At 57.6% G+C, this 15,377-nt stretch carries 12 protein-coding genes and 1 other annotated feature; of the genes, 4 read left to right on the forward strand and 8 right to left on the reverse strand.

Annotated elements, in window-relative coordinates; all coding sequences use genetic code 11:
- Window positions 1–100 precede the first annotated feature (100 nt).
- Together MMW58_RS22305 and ybaK are read left to right on the forward strand one after the other, a co-directional pair.
- A complete protein-coding gene (locus MMW58_RS22305) occupies window positions 101–1,123 on the forward strand; it encodes an IS110 family RNA-guided transposase (RefSeq protein ID WP_000156887.1) in 1,023 nt (340 codons plus the stop codon).
- A gap of 291 nt (window positions 1,124–1,414) precedes the next feature.
- Window positions 1,415–1,894, forward strand: a complete 480-nt coding sequence (gene ybaK, locus MMW58_RS22310) for a Cys-tRNA(Pro)/Cys-tRNA(Cys) deacylase YbaK (protein WP_095094513.1) — start codon at window positions 1,415–1,417, stop codon at window positions 1,892–1,894.
- Between the two features lie 68 nt (window positions 1,895–1,962).
- Here ybaK and ushA read toward each other — a convergent pair whose 3' ends face one another.
- Window positions 1,963–3,615, reverse strand: a complete 1,653-nt coding sequence (ushA, locus tag MMW58_RS22315; protein ID WP_123706809.1) for a bifunctional UDP-sugar hydrolase/5'-nucleotidase UshA — start codon at window positions 3,613–3,615, stop codon at window positions 1,963–1,965.
- A gap of 163 nt (window positions 3,616–3,778) precedes the next feature.
- On the opposite strand from ushA, the gene MMW58_RS22320 reads away from it, so the two are divergent.
- Entirely contained in the window at window positions 3,779–4,999 is a 1,221-nt protein-coding gene (locus MMW58_RS22320; protein ID WP_134525344.1) for an MFS transporter, read from the forward strand.
- Window positions 5,000–5,322: 323 nt separating this feature from the next.
- Window positions 5,323–6,999 (forward strand): YbaL family putative K(+) efflux transporter, encoded by a 1,677-nt coding sequence (gene ybaL / locus MMW58_RS22325; protein WP_045854259.1) that lies wholly within the window; start codon window positions 5,323–5,325, stop codon window positions 6,997–6,999.
- Window positions 7,000–7,080: 81 nt separating this feature from the next.
- Here the strand turns inward: ybaL and MMW58_RS22330 are convergent, their stop codons facing one another.
- The 7 genes from MMW58_RS22330 to dnaX all read right to left on the reverse strand — a co-directional run bounded on the left by MMW58_RS22330 (window position 7,081) and on the right by dnaX (window position 15,312).
- Window positions 7,081–8,385: an inosine/guanosine kinase gene (locus MMW58_RS22330; RefSeq protein ID WP_241722134.1), complete on the reverse strand. Its 1,305-nt coding sequence runs from the start codon at window positions 8,383–8,385 to the stop codon at window positions 7,081–7,083.
- Window positions 8,386–8,448: 63 nt separating this feature from the next.
- On the reverse strand, window positions 8,449–9,411 hold the full coding sequence (gene hemH, locus MMW58_RS22335) for a ferrochelatase (protein ID WP_133596469.1): 963 nt from the start codon (window positions 9,409–9,411) through the stop codon (window positions 8,449–8,451).
- A 127-nt stretch (window positions 9,412–9,538) separates the two neighbouring features.
- On the reverse strand, window positions 9,539–10,183 hold the full coding sequence (gene adk, locus MMW58_RS22340; RefSeq protein ID WP_128878903.1) for an adenylate kinase: 645 nt from the start codon (window positions 10,181–10,183) through the stop codon (window positions 9,539–9,541).
- A gap of 192 nt (window positions 10,184–10,375) precedes the next feature.
- Window positions 10,376–12,250, reverse strand: coding sequence for a molecular chaperone HtpG (htpG, locus tag MMW58_RS22345; RefSeq protein ID WP_132511343.1), 1,875 nt, complete (start codon window positions 12,248–12,250; stop codon window positions 10,376–10,378).
- Between the two features lie 159 nt (window positions 12,251–12,409).
- Complete coding sequence (gene recR, locus MMW58_RS22350) at window positions 12,410–13,015, reverse strand: recombination mediator RecR (RefSeq protein ID WP_041144365.1); 606 nt, start codon at window positions 13,013–13,015, stop codon at window positions 12,410–12,412.
- Window positions 13,015–13,347, reverse strand: coding sequence for a YbaB/EbfC family nucleoid-associated protein (locus MMW58_RS22355; protein ID WP_041144364.1), 333 nt, complete (start codon window positions 13,345–13,347; stop codon window positions 13,015–13,017). Before MMW58_RS22355 ends, recR begins: the two co-directional genes overlap by 1 nt.
- Window positions 13,348–13,404: 57 nt before the next feature.
- Window positions 13,405–15,312 carry a DNA polymerase III subunit gamma/tau gene (gene dnaX / locus MMW58_RS22360; RefSeq protein ID WP_241722135.1) on the reverse strand — a complete coding sequence of 636 codons (1,908 nt, stop codon included), beginning with the start codon at window positions 15,310–15,312 and terminating at the stop codon, window positions 13,405–13,407.
- Window positions 14,008–14,072: a sequence feature (DnaX frameshifting element), on the reverse strand. Its footprint overlaps the gene before it by 65 nt.
- Window positions 15,313–15,377 lie beyond the last annotated feature (65 nt).

Here is a 15,377-nt window from a genome sequence, read left to right on the forward strand (position 1 = left end):
TCAGGCGTATGCTTAACGAATGGAAGGGACTTCCCCTGATTATGCGCCTGATTAACTCTTGTGCAATCATGGGGTACACATCGTCCCGGAGGAATTCGTTATGACTATCACGACTGTCGGTATCGATCTTGCTAAAAATGTGTTTGCTGTTCACGGTGTTGATCAAAATGGTAGAACTGTTCTGGTTAAGCCTAAAGTATCGCGTGCTGCACTTCCTGAGTTAATTGCAAGTTTGCCTCCCTGTGTTATCGGGATGGAAGCATGCTCCGGGGCTCACTACTGGGCAAGATTGTTTCGGCAGTATGGTCATGAGCCACGTCTGATGGCTGCTAAGTTTGTATCGCCTTATCGTATGGCCGGAAAATCAGGAAAAAATGATGCAGCTGATGCTCAGGCTATCTGTGAAGCTGTTCGTCGTCCGCATATGCGGTTCGTACCAGTGAAAGACGAAAGCCAGCAGGCCATGCAGTGTTTACATCGTACCCGTCAGGGTTTTATCGAAGAGAAAACAGCAACGTATAATCGTCTGCGAGGATTGATATCTGAATTCGGTGTCATCGCGCCACAAAGTGCTGATGCCCTGCGCCACATGGTTTCTGTGCAGAAGAGCTCTTTACCGCTTCAGGTTCAGCAATGTGTTGATGATTTGATGGAACACGTTGATCGCATTGAAGCTAACATCACTGAATATGACCGAATTTTGTCCCACATAGCCAAAACAGATCATCGCAGTCAGCGGCTGATGGAGCTAAAGGGCGTTGGTCCCACAACGGCCTGTGCACTGGTCGCCAGTATCGGTAATGCACATGATTTTAAAAATGGACGTCAACTGGCAGCCTGGCTGGGGCTGACGCCATCACAATACAGCAGCGGGGGAAAGTCGAAACTCGGCAGGATCACAAAAGCCGGTGATTCGTATCTGCGAACGCTTCTGGTTCAGGGGGCTCGTTCAGTGCTTATTGGCGCCGGGAAAAGGACTGACTCATTCAGCCGTTGGGTTTGTATGTTGGTTGAGCGCAGAGGGTACTGGCGGGCTGTTGTGGCCATCGCCGCCAAAAATGCGCGGCTGTGTTGGGCATCACTACATTACGGTGATGATTTCCGGCTGTACTCAGTCAACTAAAGCTCGAAGCTGTATAACCATCTGACCTGCAATTCGTTGATGATAAAGGGTTAGACCCCGTGAGGCCTATCTGGCTATTGTACAGGATATACGTATCCGCTTAACGAACAAGAACCTCACGCGCGTCTTTCATCAGGGCCCGAATCGATGACGATTCATCATGGCCGTTTATAGTACCGCAGTCTCTCCCCTTTATTTTTACTGAAGAGCAGACAGAAACCATAAATACCGGCTTTGACATGCCGGGGAAGTCCTTATAGTACATTAGATCGGTTGGTAAGAAGGATAGCGATGACTCCCGCCGTTAAGTTACTCGAAAAAAACAAAATTGCTTTTACGATCCACAGCTACGATCACGATCCCGGCGAAACCAATTTCGGCGACGAAGTGGTGCGCAAACTCGGCCTGAACGCCGATCGGGTTTATAAAACGCTGCTGGTGGCGCTCAACGGGGATATGAAGCATCTGGCCGTCGCGGTCACCCCGGTTGCTGGTCAGCTGGATTTGAAAAAAGTGGCCAAAGCCCTGGGCGCGAAGAAAGTGGATATGGCCGACCCGATGGTGGCGCAGCGGGTAACCGGCTATCTGGTCGGCGGCATCAGCCCGCTTGGACAGAAAAAACGCCTGCCGACGGTGATTGACGCCCCGGCGCAGGAGTTTGCCACCATGTATATCTCAGGCGGCAAGCGCGGGCTGGATATCGAGCTGGCGGCCAGCGATCTGGCGAAAATCCTGGATGCGAAGTTCGCCGATATCGCCCGCCGCGATTAATCCTCGCAGCCGGATCGCGCTGCGCTTCGCCGGGCTAAACTGACGACCCGGCGAGCGCCGCAGTTCCGTTACTGCCAGCTCACCTCGCCTTTCGGCTCAAACGCCGCCGCGTCCAGCGGGGAGTTCTTCTGGATATACTCCTTCAGCACTTCGGCGTCGATGAAGCCGGTATTGACGTAGCCTGGCTTAGCGTCGATATGCGGATAGCCGTCGCCGCCGGTGCCGTTAAAGCTCAGGGTCGCCATGCGGTAGGTTTTCGTCGGATCGACCGGCTGGCCTTTGATTTTCAAATCATTCAGCTTGCCGTCTTTCGCCACAAAGCTGACGTTGGCGAACTGCGGATAGGCCCCGGAATCGGGCTTCATCTGCGCCACTGCGGTGAGATACTCCGTCACCTCCTGGCCGTTCATATCGACATACACCAGCACGTTGCCGAACGGCTGCACCTTCATCACGTCTTTATAGGTAATATCTCCGGCTTCGATGGAGTCGCGAATACCGCCGCCGCTCATCACCGCAAAGTCGGCGCCGCTGCGCGCCATCTGCGCCGCCAGCAGCAGCTGCCCCATGTTGGTCTGCACGAAGCGCACCTTGCTGCGATCGCCCTCAAGATGGCCGTTGACGCTGCCGATTTTCACCTGCAGCTGCGCTTTGCCCTTATTCTGGAACGGCGTCAGCAGCGATAGCATCTGCGCGTTTTCCGGGATCTGCGGCGTATAGAGCACGCGTTCGCTCTGGCCGTTGTCGTAGGTCACCTTTTTCTTCAGGTTGACCGGGATCAGCTGATAGTGCACCAGCTTCATTTCGCCGTTGCGGAATTCAAAATCCGCGCGGCCCACGTATTTACCCCATTCATGCGCCTGAACTATCCAGATACCGTTTTGCCTGTCCGGCGCGCACGGCGTACCGGGAACGTAGTCCACCTGCTTTTTATTCTCCGCCGCCATGCATACCGGGTCCTGCGAATGGCCGCCGACGATCATCGCCAGCGCTCCGGCAGGGAGGCTGCGCGCCATCTCCACGTCGCCCGGGGCATTCGAACCGTGAGCGCCGTTGTCATAATGGCCCATATGGGTCGTAGCCAGAATGACGTCCGGCTTTTCATTCTGCTGCAGCTCCTGAATCACCAGCTTCGCTTCTTCCGCCGGGTTGCGGAATTCAATATCGGTGAAGTACTCCGGGTTGCCAATTTTCGCCGTATCGTCCGTCGTCAGGCCAATCACCGCGATATTCAGCCCGCCGCGCTTAAACAGGGCCCAGGGCTTAAACAGGCGCTCACCGGTGCTTTTCTGGTAAATATTGGCCGACAGGAACGGGAATTTAGCCCACTTCTCCTGCTGGCGCAGCACGCTGAGCGGATTATCAAACTCATGGTTGCCCACCGCCATCGCGTCGTAGCCCACCAGGTTCATGCCGCGAAAATCAGGCTCCGCATCCTGTAAATCAGACTCCGGAACCCCGGTATTAATATCGCCACCGGATAGCAGCAGCACGCTGCCGCCCTCGCTGGCAACCTCTTTGCGAATACCGTCCACCAGCGTTTTTTGCGCCGACAGGCCGTATTCACCGTAATCGCTGCGCCAGAAATGTCCGTGATGATCGTTGGTATGCAGGATGGTGATTTTATAGGTTTTATCCTGCTCATAGGCCTGCGCCGACAGGCTTCCCAGCGATAGCGCCGCCAATAACGCCAGCGCCACGCCCTGTTTCACAAATTGCATCTTTCACTCCCTGATTTAATAACAAGTGCCGAAAGTATAGCGAGTTAAGCCATTAGACAAATATGTTTTCAGAATTGCGGCTTCCTTCAAACCTTAGGCGCGGGTATGTTAGTCAGATAATAATTCCACCTGCATCCTCTAATAAGAACCTTTAAGTGAATCTATGGCAATGAATCAGACCGCTCAACCCTTACCCGGCTCCGCTGCGCCGCCGCAAAAAGCACGCACCTCGTTTCGCATTCTGGGGGCCATCAGCCTTTCCCACCTGCTGAACGATATGATCCAGTCGCTGATCCTCGCGATCTACCCGCTGCTACAGTCGGAGTTCTCCCTCTCCTTTGTGCAGATCGGCATGATCACCCTTACCTTCCAGCTCGCATCTTCGCTCCTGCAGCCGGTGGTGGGCTATATAACCGATAAGCACCCGATGCCGTGGTCGCTGCCCGTTGGCATGTGCTTTACCCTCTGCGGGCTGGTGCTGCTGGCGCTGGCGGGAAGCTTTGGCACAGTGCTGCTGGCCGCCGCGCTGGTCGGTACCGGCTCCTCGGTCTTCCATCCGGAATCTTCTCGCGTGGCGCGCATGGCCTCCGGCGGACGCCACGGCCTGGCGCAGTCGCTGTTCCAGGTTGGCGGAAACTTTGGCAGCTCGCTGGGCCCGCTGCTGGCGGCGGTCATCATTGCCCCTTACGGCAAAGGCAACGTTGCCTGGTTCGTGCTGGCCGCGCTGCTGGCTATCGTTGTGCTGTCGCAAATCAGCCGCTGGTACGCCGCGCAGCATCGGATGAACAAAGGTAAACCTAAGGCCGTCATCGCCAATCCGCTGCCCAAAAATAAAGTTATTCTGGCGGTAAGCATCCTGCTGATGCTTATTTTCTCGAAATACTTCTATATGGCGAGCATTAGCAGCTATTACACCTTTTATCTGATGGATAAGTTTGGCTTATCGATCCAAAACGCGCAGATTCACCTGTTTATCTTCCTGTTCGCGGTTGCCGCAGGAACGGTTATTGGCGGGCCTGTCGGCGATAAAATCGGGCGGAAATACGTAATTTGGGGCTCTATCCTTGGCGTAGCGCCGTTTACCCTTATTTTACCCTATGCCACCCTCGAGTGGACGGGGATTTTGACCATGATAATTGGTTTTATCCTCGCATCGGCGTTTTCTGCCATTCTGGTTTACGCCCAGGAGCTATTACCGGGCCGAATTGGCATGGTTTCCGGCCTGTTCTTCGGCTTTGCATTCGGAATGGGCGGCCTGGGAGCCGCGGTGCTGGGGCTGTTAGCCGATCACACCAGTATCGAGCTGGTCTATAAAATCTGCGCTTTCCTGCCTCTGCTCGGCATATTGACGATATTCCTCCCTAACAATCATCAAAAAGCGTGATTATACGGTAGCCAAAGTGAAACTTTGGCTACCGTCACCCCTTACCCCATCAGGATCGCCCGGCATTACCTGCCCCTGTTTTCCGATCTGTGCTTTTTTGCGGGCTAATTCCAGTTTTCAGCATAATTCAATAATTATTCATAAACAAAACGGCTAAAAGTGTCATAAACTATTACTCGGTTTTTTAGGTTTATGCACCATACCATTCGAGTTGCATCAGGGCCGCGAGCAGGATGAACGCGCGAAGCTAACGCCGAGGCAGCCTGAAGGATGAGGTGCTTAATACCGAAAATGGATTGGCTCACCACATGCAAGGAGACGGAATGCACCACGCAACACCGCTTATCACCACCATTGTCGGCGGGCTGGTCCTCGCTTTTATTTTTGGCATGATCGCCAATAAGCTACGTATTTCTCCACTGGTGGGCTACCTGTTAGCGGGCGTACTCTCCGGCCCTTTTACCCCGGGTTTTGTTGCTGATACCAAGCTGGCGCCAGAGCTGGCCGAGCTTGGGGTCATTTTGCTGATGTTCGGCGTCGGTCTGCATTTCTCTTTAAAAGATTTAATGGCGGTAAAGTCGATAGCCATCCCCGGCGCGATTGCCCAGATAGGCGTGGCAACGCTGCTAGGTATGGCGCTTTCAGCGATGCTGGGCTGGTCGCTTATGACCGGTATCGTTTTTGGCCTGTGTCTTTCTACCGCCAGTACCGTGGTGCTGCTGCGCGCGTTGGAAGAACGCCAGCTTATTGATAGCCAGCGAGGGCAAATCGCCATCGGCTGGCTCATCGTCGAAGATTTAGTGATGGTGCTGACGCTGGTCCTGCTGCCCGCCGTCGCCGGAATGACGGAAAAAGGCGACGTCGGCCTGGCGTCGCTGGCCGTGGATATGGGCATCACCATCGGTAAAGTCGTCGCCTTTATCGCCATTATGATGCTGGTTGGCCGCCGCCTGGTGCCGTGGATTTTGTCGCGCAGCGCCGCGACCGGCTCGCGCGAACTGTTTACGCTTTCGGTGCTGGCGCTGGCGCTCGGCATTGCCTTCGGCGCGGTTGAGTTGTTTGACGTCTCCTTTGCCCTCGGCGCCTTTTTCGCCGGCATGGTGCTCAACGAATCCGAACTCAGCCACCGCGCCGCCCACGATACGCTGCCGCTTCGCGACGCGTTCGCGGTACTGTTCTTTGTTTCCGTTGGCATGCTGTTCGACCCGATGATCCTGCTGGAGCAGCCGCTGGCGGTGCTGGCAACGCTGGCGATTATCATCTTCGGTAAATCGGTGGTGGCCTACTTCCTCGTGCGGATGTTCGGCCACTCTCCGCGCACCGCGCTGACCATCGCCGCCAGCCTGGCGCAAATCGGCGAGTTCGCCTTTATCCTCGCCGGCCTCGGTATGGCGCTGGATCTGCTGCCGCAGGCCGGGCAAAACCTGGTGCTTGCCGGGGCGATTATCTCCATTATGCTCAACCCGGTGCTGTTCGCGCTGCTGGAGAAATACCTCGATAAAACCGAAACCCTCGATGAGCAAACCCTCGAAGAGGTGCTGGAAGAAGAGAAGCAAATTCCGGTCGATATCTGCAATCACGCGCTGCTGGTCGGCTTTGGCCGCGTCGGCAGCCTGCTCGGCGAGAAGCTGATGGCGCAGGGTATTCCGCTGGTGGTTATCGAAACGTCACGCACCCGCGTGGACGAGCTGCGCGAACGCGGCATCCGCGCGGTGCTGGGCAATGCGGCAAACGAAGAGATTATGAATCTGGCGCATCTGGACTGCGCCCGCTGGCTGCTTCTGACCATCCCTAACGGCTACGAGGCGGGAGAAATTGTGGCCTCTGCGCGCGAGAAGTGCCCGAACATCGAGATTATCGCCCGCGCGCACTATGATGACGAAGTGGACTATATTGTCGAACGCGGCGCGAACCAGGTGGTCATGGGCGAGCGCGAAATCGCCCGCGCCATGCTGCTGCTGCTGGAAACGCCGCCGGCGGGTGAAGTGGTCACCGGCTAGGCTCTGACGCCCTCTCGCCTCGGCTGAGGGCGCTCCTGTCCGTCTAACGGTTTCCCTCCCCCTGCGGCGAGGGAAACGCGCCTAGCGCTCCCAGTACGCCTCTTCGAGGCTGTCTTCCCGCTCCGGCAGCCCGCGGGTTAAACGCGGCGAGTGCTGATTCAGTACCTGATAGCTCACGCGGTTCGCGTACTTGCACACCTGCGCCAGGGATGAGTAGGTCAGCCACTTGCACTTGTGCTTGCTGGAGTTGGGGACGTTATTGCGGTGGTAGTTGTTGGCCGTGATATCGTGCAGCAGCGCCGCCAGCGCGCCGTCGCCGGCACCGTTGGTATTCATGATTTTCTCAGGCCCGCCCATGTACGGGGCGATGTGGGAGTAAATACGCAGCGGGTTTTGACAATCCTGATGGCGCATCGCGCGGCTGAACTCGTACTGATTAAACTCGGCAATGGCTCCCGGCAGCAGCGGGTGCTGGGTTTTGCGTTTCGCCTCGTCTTCGGTGAAGCTGGCCATATACAGGCCCGCAGGCCCGGCGGTGCATAGCACCAGATCCACCCACTCCAGCGCCTTATCCGAGGCCAGCAGCGGATCGGCAAGCCCGGTCAGCGCCTCGGCCTCTTCTTCGTTCATCGCCAGAATCGAGACATTTTCCTTCAGGAAGTCCTTCCACCACTGCGGGTTGTCGGCAATGACGTATTTGGTGCCCAGCGTCAGCACCACCGGCACGTCGTGTTTTTTCGCATACTCAATCGCTTTCATCGTGGCATCCGGCATCGGTTCGCCGGGCTTGCAGCGCACCAGATAAGAGGTCAGGACCAGCGCTGAGGCGCCGGCAATCACCTCTTCCGGGATACTTTCCGGACGCAGCTTATTCATGTGCCCAGGGCTGATGGCGAAGGTGCGTTCGCCGGAGTCGCCGATCAGGGTGAAGCAGCGGCCGATCGCCCCGTCCACGCCCTGAAGATAGTTAAGATCGGTACGGCTGGAGGTATTACAAAGATAGCGATAGGCGTAGCCGCCGATGTCGATATTGCTGCACATCACGCCAAGCAGCACCGAGCGATCGTCCGCCAGCACCGAATAGTTGTGCATGGTATTGCCGATGGTGCCACCGGCAAACTGGTGGGTGATAAGATCGTTATGCAGCAGATCCTGATAAAGCGCCTCGGCGATATCATCTTCAATCACCAGCGAATGTCCGGCGCTCAGGCCGTAGCGCTCGATAAACGCCTCATCCACTTTCGCTTCGATATCTACCAGCGTCTGGTCGATGCCGACCACCCAGGAGATAGCGGATTCATTTTCCGGCTGAATTTGCTGCAGCAGCGGATCGCGGGCGTTGACGGGGAAGTAGTGTTTAGATTTGCGTTTACCGGGAAATTTCATAGTGGTGGTTTAGTGGCAGTGGACAGGCGGGGAATAGTAGCATATTCCCCGCGCCGCACGCGATTAGCGATACGCTGCCGTCAGGTTAACCATCATTTCAATATGCGCAGCGTCGGCGTTGAGAGCGGGAATATATTCATATTTCTGCCCGCCGGCCTCGAGGAAGAACTCGCGGTTCTGCACGGCAATCTCTTCCAGCGTCTCCAGGCAGTCGGCGGAAAATCCAGGACAGATAACCTGGACGTGCTTCACGCCCTGCTCGCCCAGCATTTTCAGCGTCTCGTCGGTATACGGAGTCAGCCACGGCTCGCGGCCAAAGCGCGACTGGTAGGTCATCATCACCCGGTCGGGAGAGAGATCCAGCGCGGAGACCAGCTCACGGGTGGTATCGCGGCAGCGCTGCGGGTAGACATCCCCTTCGCGAGCGTAGCGCTGCGGAATACCGTGATAGGAGAGCAGCAGCACGTCCGGCTCGCCGTGTTCGGCAAACGAAGCGCGAACGCTGGCGGCGAGCGCCGCAATGTAGTCCACGTCGTCGGCATAATCACGGATAAAGGAGACACCCGGGATCGCCCGCTTTTTGCCGAGGATCCGCGCCAGCTCGTCCCATACCGCCGCTACGGTGGAACAGGAGTACTGGGGATAGAGCGGCAGCACCACGATATGGTCAACGCCCTGGGCCAGCAGCTCGTCCACGGCGCTTTCAAGCGCAGGCGAACCGTAGCTCATCCCCAGCGCCACCGGCGTTTCCGGCAGTCGGGCGGCCAGCGCCTGCTGCTGCTGACGGCTGTAGACCATCAGCGGCGAGCCCTCTTCCATCCATACCGCCTGGTAAAGCTTCGCCACCCTCGGGGAGCGCAGAGGGAGGATCGCGCCGCGCAGCAGCGGCCACCACAGCAGACGAGGCGTATCAACGACCCGTTTGTCGCTCAGAAATTGTCGCAGATAGCGCTTCACCGCGTCGGGCGTGGGCGCATCGGGAGTGCCTAAATTGGCCAGCAAGATACCTGTTTTCGTCTGATGCATTACCGCCTCTTAACCATTTGAATCGCAGCCAATTGTAGCTGAAATGGCGCTAAACGGAACCAATCATAGAAAAAGGTAGAATGAGAGGTGTTCTCACCCCGTAATGACGGGATGAGAACGCACGGGATTAGCCGAGGATTTTTTCCAGCTCAACGCGAACTTCAGCCACGGCTTTGGTGCCGTCAACTTTGGCGTATTGGGTGTTGCCCGCCTGCGCTTCTTTCTGGTAGTAGCCGATCAGCGGCGCGGTCATCTGATGGTATTCCACCAGGCGCTTACGCACGGTCTCTTCCTGATCGTCTTTACGGGTGCTCAGCTCTTCGCCGGTCACGTCGTCTTTGCCTTCAACCTTCGGCGGGTTGAATTTGATGTGGTAAACGCGGCCGGAAGCGGCGTGGACGCGGCGACCGATGATGCGATCGACGATCAGCTCGTCCGGTACGTCAAACTCAAGGACGTAATCGACGGCGATGCCCGCTTCTTTCATGGCGTCAGCCTGAGGAATGGTGCGCGGGAAGCCGTCGAGCAGGAAACCGTTGCGGCAATCTTCCTGGGTAATACGCTCTTTCACCAGCGCAATCACCAGCTCATCGGTCACCAGCTTGCCGGCGTCCATAATGTCTTTGGCTTGCTTACCCAGCTCAGAGCCAGATTTCACAGCCGCGCGCAGCATATCACCGGTAGAGATTTGCGGAATACCGTATTTCTCCATGATGAACTGAGCCTGAGTTCCTTTACCCGCGCCCGGAGCGCCAAGCAGAATAATACGCATTACGAAAATCCCCTCAAAAGTCGATTCTATTTTTCAAAAACGCTAAACCATACCACCAGAACGCAGATGGCTCAAGGAAGGCAGAACGGCTGAAACGGTTAATGGTCAGTTTATTTTGGCTGAAGAGGGTATTTCGGAAGGTTTGATGCAGATACCCTCCCCCGTTTCGGGAGAGGGTATTGAGGGCAGGAGTTAGGATGCCAGCAGCTGGTTCATGCGGCGGATAAACTGGTTAGGATCTTCCAGCGTACCGCGCTCGGCCAGCAGCGCCTGATCGAGCAGCAGCTCAACCCATTCGCCAAACTGAGCATCATCCTGGGTATCCGCGGCGCGTTTAACCAGCTGATGAGCCGGGTTCAGTTCAAAGATGTACTTCACTTCCGGCGCCGCCTGGCCCGCAGCGGCGAACAGCTTCGCCATCTGGGTGCTCATCTCATCCGCATCGGTGGTGACGATGGCCGGCGTATCGGTCAGACGGTGGGTCAGACGAACCTCTTTCACCCGCTCGCCCAGCAGCGTTTTCACGCGGTCAACGAACGGCTCCAGCGCCTTTTCGGCCTCTTTGGTGCTTTCATCGACTTCATCCGCCAGCTTATCCAGCGACTCGTCGGTTTTGGCTACCGACTGGAACGCCTTGCCGTCGAACTCGGTCAAATAGCTCATCATCCACTCGTCAATGCGGTCAGAGAGCAGCAGCACTTCGATGCCTTTCTTACGCAGCAGCTCGAGGTGCGGGCTGCTCTTCGCGGCGGCGTAGCTGTCGGCGGTGATGTAGTAAATCTTCTCCTGCCCTTCTTTCATGCGGGAGACGTACTCTTCCAGCGACACGGTCTGGGCGGCGGAGTCGGTATGCGTGCTGGCGAAGCGCAGCAGCTTAGCAATGGTCTGCTGGTTCGCAGCGTCTTCCGCCGGGCCCTCTTTCAGCGCCAGGCCGAACTGCTGCCAGAAGGTCTGATATTTTTCACCATCGTCTTTCGCCAGCTTTTCCAGCATCTGCAGCACGCGCTTGCTCAGCGCGCTGCGCAGGTTGCGGGTGACGCTGCTATCCTGCAGGATTTCGCGCGATACGTTCAGCGGCAGGTCGTTGGAATCAACGAGGCCGCGGACGAAGCGCAGGTAGTTAGGCATGAACTGCTCGGCGTCGTCCATGATGAAGACGCGCTGAACGTACAGCTTCAGGCCATGTTTATGATCGCGGTTCCACATATCCCACGGCGCCTGGGACGGGATATACAGCAGGCTGGTATACTCCTGCTTCCCTTCAACGCGGTTGTGGCTCCAGGTCAGCGGATCGCTATAGTCGTGGGCAATGTGCTTATAGAACTCGTGGTACTCGTCGTCTTTAATTTCCGACTTATTGCGCGTCCACAGCGCCTGCGCCTTGTTGATTTTCTCCCAGGAGATAACGGTTTCACCGTCAACTTCTTCCTGTTTTTCAATCTCTACCGGCAGCGCGATATGGTCGGAGTATTTGCTGATGATCGAGCGCACGCGCCAGTCGTTGAGGAAATCATCCTCGCCTTCGCGCAGATGCAGAGTGATCTCGGTCCCGCGATCGGCCTTGGTGATGTCGGCAACGGTGTAGTCACCTTCACCGGCGGACTCCCAGAATACGCCGTTTTCGGCGCTGTCGCCCGCGGCACGCGTGCGTACGGTGACCTTATCAGCAACGATAAACGCGGAGTAGAAGCCGACGCCAAATTGACCGATCAGCTGGCTGTCTTTGGCCTGATCGGAGCCCATCGACTCGAGGAACGATTTGGTGCCGGATTTGGCAATCGTCCCGAGATGATCGATAACCTCGTCGCGATTCATCCCGATGCCGTTGTCGGCGATGGTCAGAGTGCGGTCGTCTTTGTTAAAAGAGACCCGTACGCGCAGCTCGCCGTCGCCCTCGTAGAGATCCGGCTGCGACAGCGCGCGAAAGCGCAGCTTGTCGGCCGCATCGGAGGCGTTGGAAATAAGCTCGCGCAGGAAGATTTCTTTATTGGAATAGAGAGAGTGGATCATCAGGTGCAGAAGCTGTTTTACTTCTGACTGAAAACCGCGAGTTTCTTGTCCTTTCATCTAGCTTAACCTCAACAATGCCATGTTTAATGGTAAAAAAACCGTTGAGTGTGAGATGGGGACGACGGGAAAATTTTTCAAGCAACGGCGGCGAAAAATGCCGAATGCGCGAAATAATTCAGGCTGCGGGCGACGCGCGCCAGCAGCCTGAATGTCGGACTAAAGCCGGATCTTATGCCGTCCGGCGAGGGAGTGCGACAGCGTGGTGCCGTCAACCATCTCCAGCTCGCCGCCAACCGGCACGCCGTGGGCGATGCGGCTGGCCTCGACGCCGTACTGCGCGCAGAGTTCGGCAATGTAGTTCGCGGTCGCTTCGCCTTCCACCGTGGGGTTGGTGGCGAGGATCACTTCCTGCATCGATTCGTCACGCAGCCGCTGCTCCAGGCGGTCAAGCCCGATGTCATCCGGGCCGATGCCGTCAAGCGGCGACAGGTGGCCCATCAGGACGAAGTAGCGGCCGGAAAACTGCCCGGTCTGCTCGATGGCGTAGATGTCCGCAGGACTCTCCACCACGCAGATCTGCCCGTTCTCCCGGCGGCGCGGATTGCTGCAAATATTGCACACCTCCTGCTCGGTGAAGGTGCGGCAATCGGCACAGTGGCCGATTTCCGACATGGCGCGCGTCAATGACTGCGCCAGACGCATCCCGCCGCTACGATCGCGCTGAAGTAGCGTAAACGCCATACGCTGCGCCGACTTCGGGCCAACGCCCGGTAGGCAGCGCAGTGCTTCCATAAGCTGAGTTAACAGCGGGCTGGTTTGCATCAGAACGGCATCTTAAAGCCAGGCGGCAGCTGCATACCGGAAGAGACGGAGGCCATTTTCTCTTTCTGGGTCTCTTCAATGCGGCGCGCCGCGTCGTTGAAGGCCGCAGCCACGAGGTCTTCCAGCATATCTTTGTCATCTTCCAGCAGGCTTGGGTCGATCTCCACGCGACGGCAGTTGTGCGCGCCGTTGATGGTGACTTTAACCAGTCCTGCGCCGGATTCACCGGTCACTTCCAGCCTGGCAATCTCTTCCTGCATCTGCTGCATTTTGTCCTGCATCTGCTGGGCCTGCTTCATCAGGTTACCCAGGCCGCCTTTTCCACCAAACATAGGCTTCTCTCTCAGTAAGTCATCGTTAAGGATGATGATGGCAAGTCGAACTTGTCATCAAATGGGGCGAATACTCTCTTCATCCAGGTCTGCATCGAAGAACCGGCGCAGCGTCTGGATGTTGTTATCCGCAATAATCGCTTCACGCGCCTGCGTGAGCTTCTCTTCATAAATTGCCTGCCGCCACTCCAGCGGCGTGCGCATCGCGGGATTATCGTCTTCCACGATGGTCAGTTCAACCGCTGCGCCGTATAAAACGCCGAGCGCTTCCGCCAGCTTTTGCTGCGCGCCAGCGGAGTTGAGATGCCGCTGGCTCGGCCGCAGATGCAGGCAGATACGGTTACCGTCCTGCTCTTTCCATGCGTTGAGCGCCACCTGCTCGACCAGCTTCGGCACCGCAAGCTGGTTAACTTCCGCCGCCCAGCTATCGCGTTCGACCGCTTCAACGGCAAGCTTTGCCGCCAGCTCCGGGGTTTTCTCATGCTCCAGCGCTTTCTTCAGCGCCTTCGGCGTGGCGACTTCTTCCTTCACCGTTTCGACGACGGTCGTCGATTTCCAGCGATAGGCTTCTTTCTTCGCCGGGGCCTGCTCCAGCGCCGCTGCAGCAGGTCGTGCCTGCACGCGCTCGGTAATCGAACTCAGACGCTCCAGCGCAGAGTTATTCACCGGCCGCGCGCGTGATGCGGCTGCCGGTTCACTCTTTTTTGGGCTGGGTGCTCCCTGATTACGCTGCAGATGGCTCCGCGCCGCCAGCACCTGACTGGTGTTCTGCGGCAAATTCTGCGGCGGCGGTGGTTGAACCGGCGGCGCCGCTGCGGCCTGCTGCGGTGCGGCGGCTATGGTCGGCACCCGCCGGACCTCCGGTTCGGGCAGCGGCTTATGCGGATGGAAAGCCAGCGCGCGCAGCAGGGTCATCTCAACGCCCATGCGCCGGTCAGGGGCATAGGGCAGCTCTTTACGGCCAATCAGCAGCGTCTGATAGTATAGCTGTACATCGGCAGGCGGGACGGTGCGCGCAAGCTCACGCATGCGCTGCTCTATCGCGGCCATATCGGCGCCCAGCGCCGAGGGCGACAGCTGTACCATCGCGATGCGGTGCAGCAGGCTCTGCATCTCGACCAGCAGCGCCTCCCACTCTACGCCGCGCGACGCGGCCTCGTTAACGCCGGCCATCACCCGCTCGCCGTCGGCGGCTACCAGCGCCTCAATTAATGAGAGCGCCTGGTCGTCGTCCAGGGTGCCAAGCATCGCGCTGACCGACTCCGTCGTCAGGCGACCATCGCCGCTGGCAATGGCCTGATCGGTGAGGCTCAGGGCGTCACGCAGGCTGCCGTCCGCCGCGCGCGACAGCAGCTGCAGCGCGCGGGCTTCAAAGGCAATCTGCTCTTCGCCGAGGATATGCTCAAGCTGATGGCGGATCTGCTCGACGTCCAGCGCCTTCAGATGGAACTGAAGGCAGCGCGACAGGATCGTCACCGGCAGCTTTTGCGGATCGGTGGTGGCCAGCAGGAATTTGACGTGCGCGGGCGGCTCCTCCAGCGTCTTTAACAACGCGTTGAAGCTGTGGCGCGACAGCATGTGGACTTCATCGATCAGGTAGACTTTGAAGCGGCCACGGGCCGGCGCGTACTGAACGTTGTCCAGCAGATCGCGGGTATCTTCGACTTTCGTCCGCGAGGCGGCATCGATCTCTATCAGATCGACGAAGCGCCCCTGCTCTATTTCACGGCAGTTGTCGCACACGCCGCACGGCGTGGCGGTAATGCCGGTTTCACAGTTCAACCCTTTTGCCAGCAGGCGCGCAATGGAGGTTTTACCTACCCCGCGGGTGCCGGAAAAGAGATAAGCGTGATGGATGCGCCCTAACGACAAGCCGTTCGCCAGTGCGGTCAGCACATGTTCCTGGCCGACGACGTCAGCAAAGGTTTGTGGGCGCCATTTACGGGCTAAGACCTGATAACTCATGGGCTGGCTCTGAAACGCTGGAAGGTGAAATCACGAAGGGGCCATGCTATCACAGCCCCGCCGGA

It is taken from the genome of Klebsiella sp. HC6, from assembly GCF_022605325.1.
Lineage (GTDB): Bacteria > Pseudomonadota > Gammaproteobacteria > Enterobacterales > Enterobacteriaceae > Klebsiella > Klebsiella terrigena.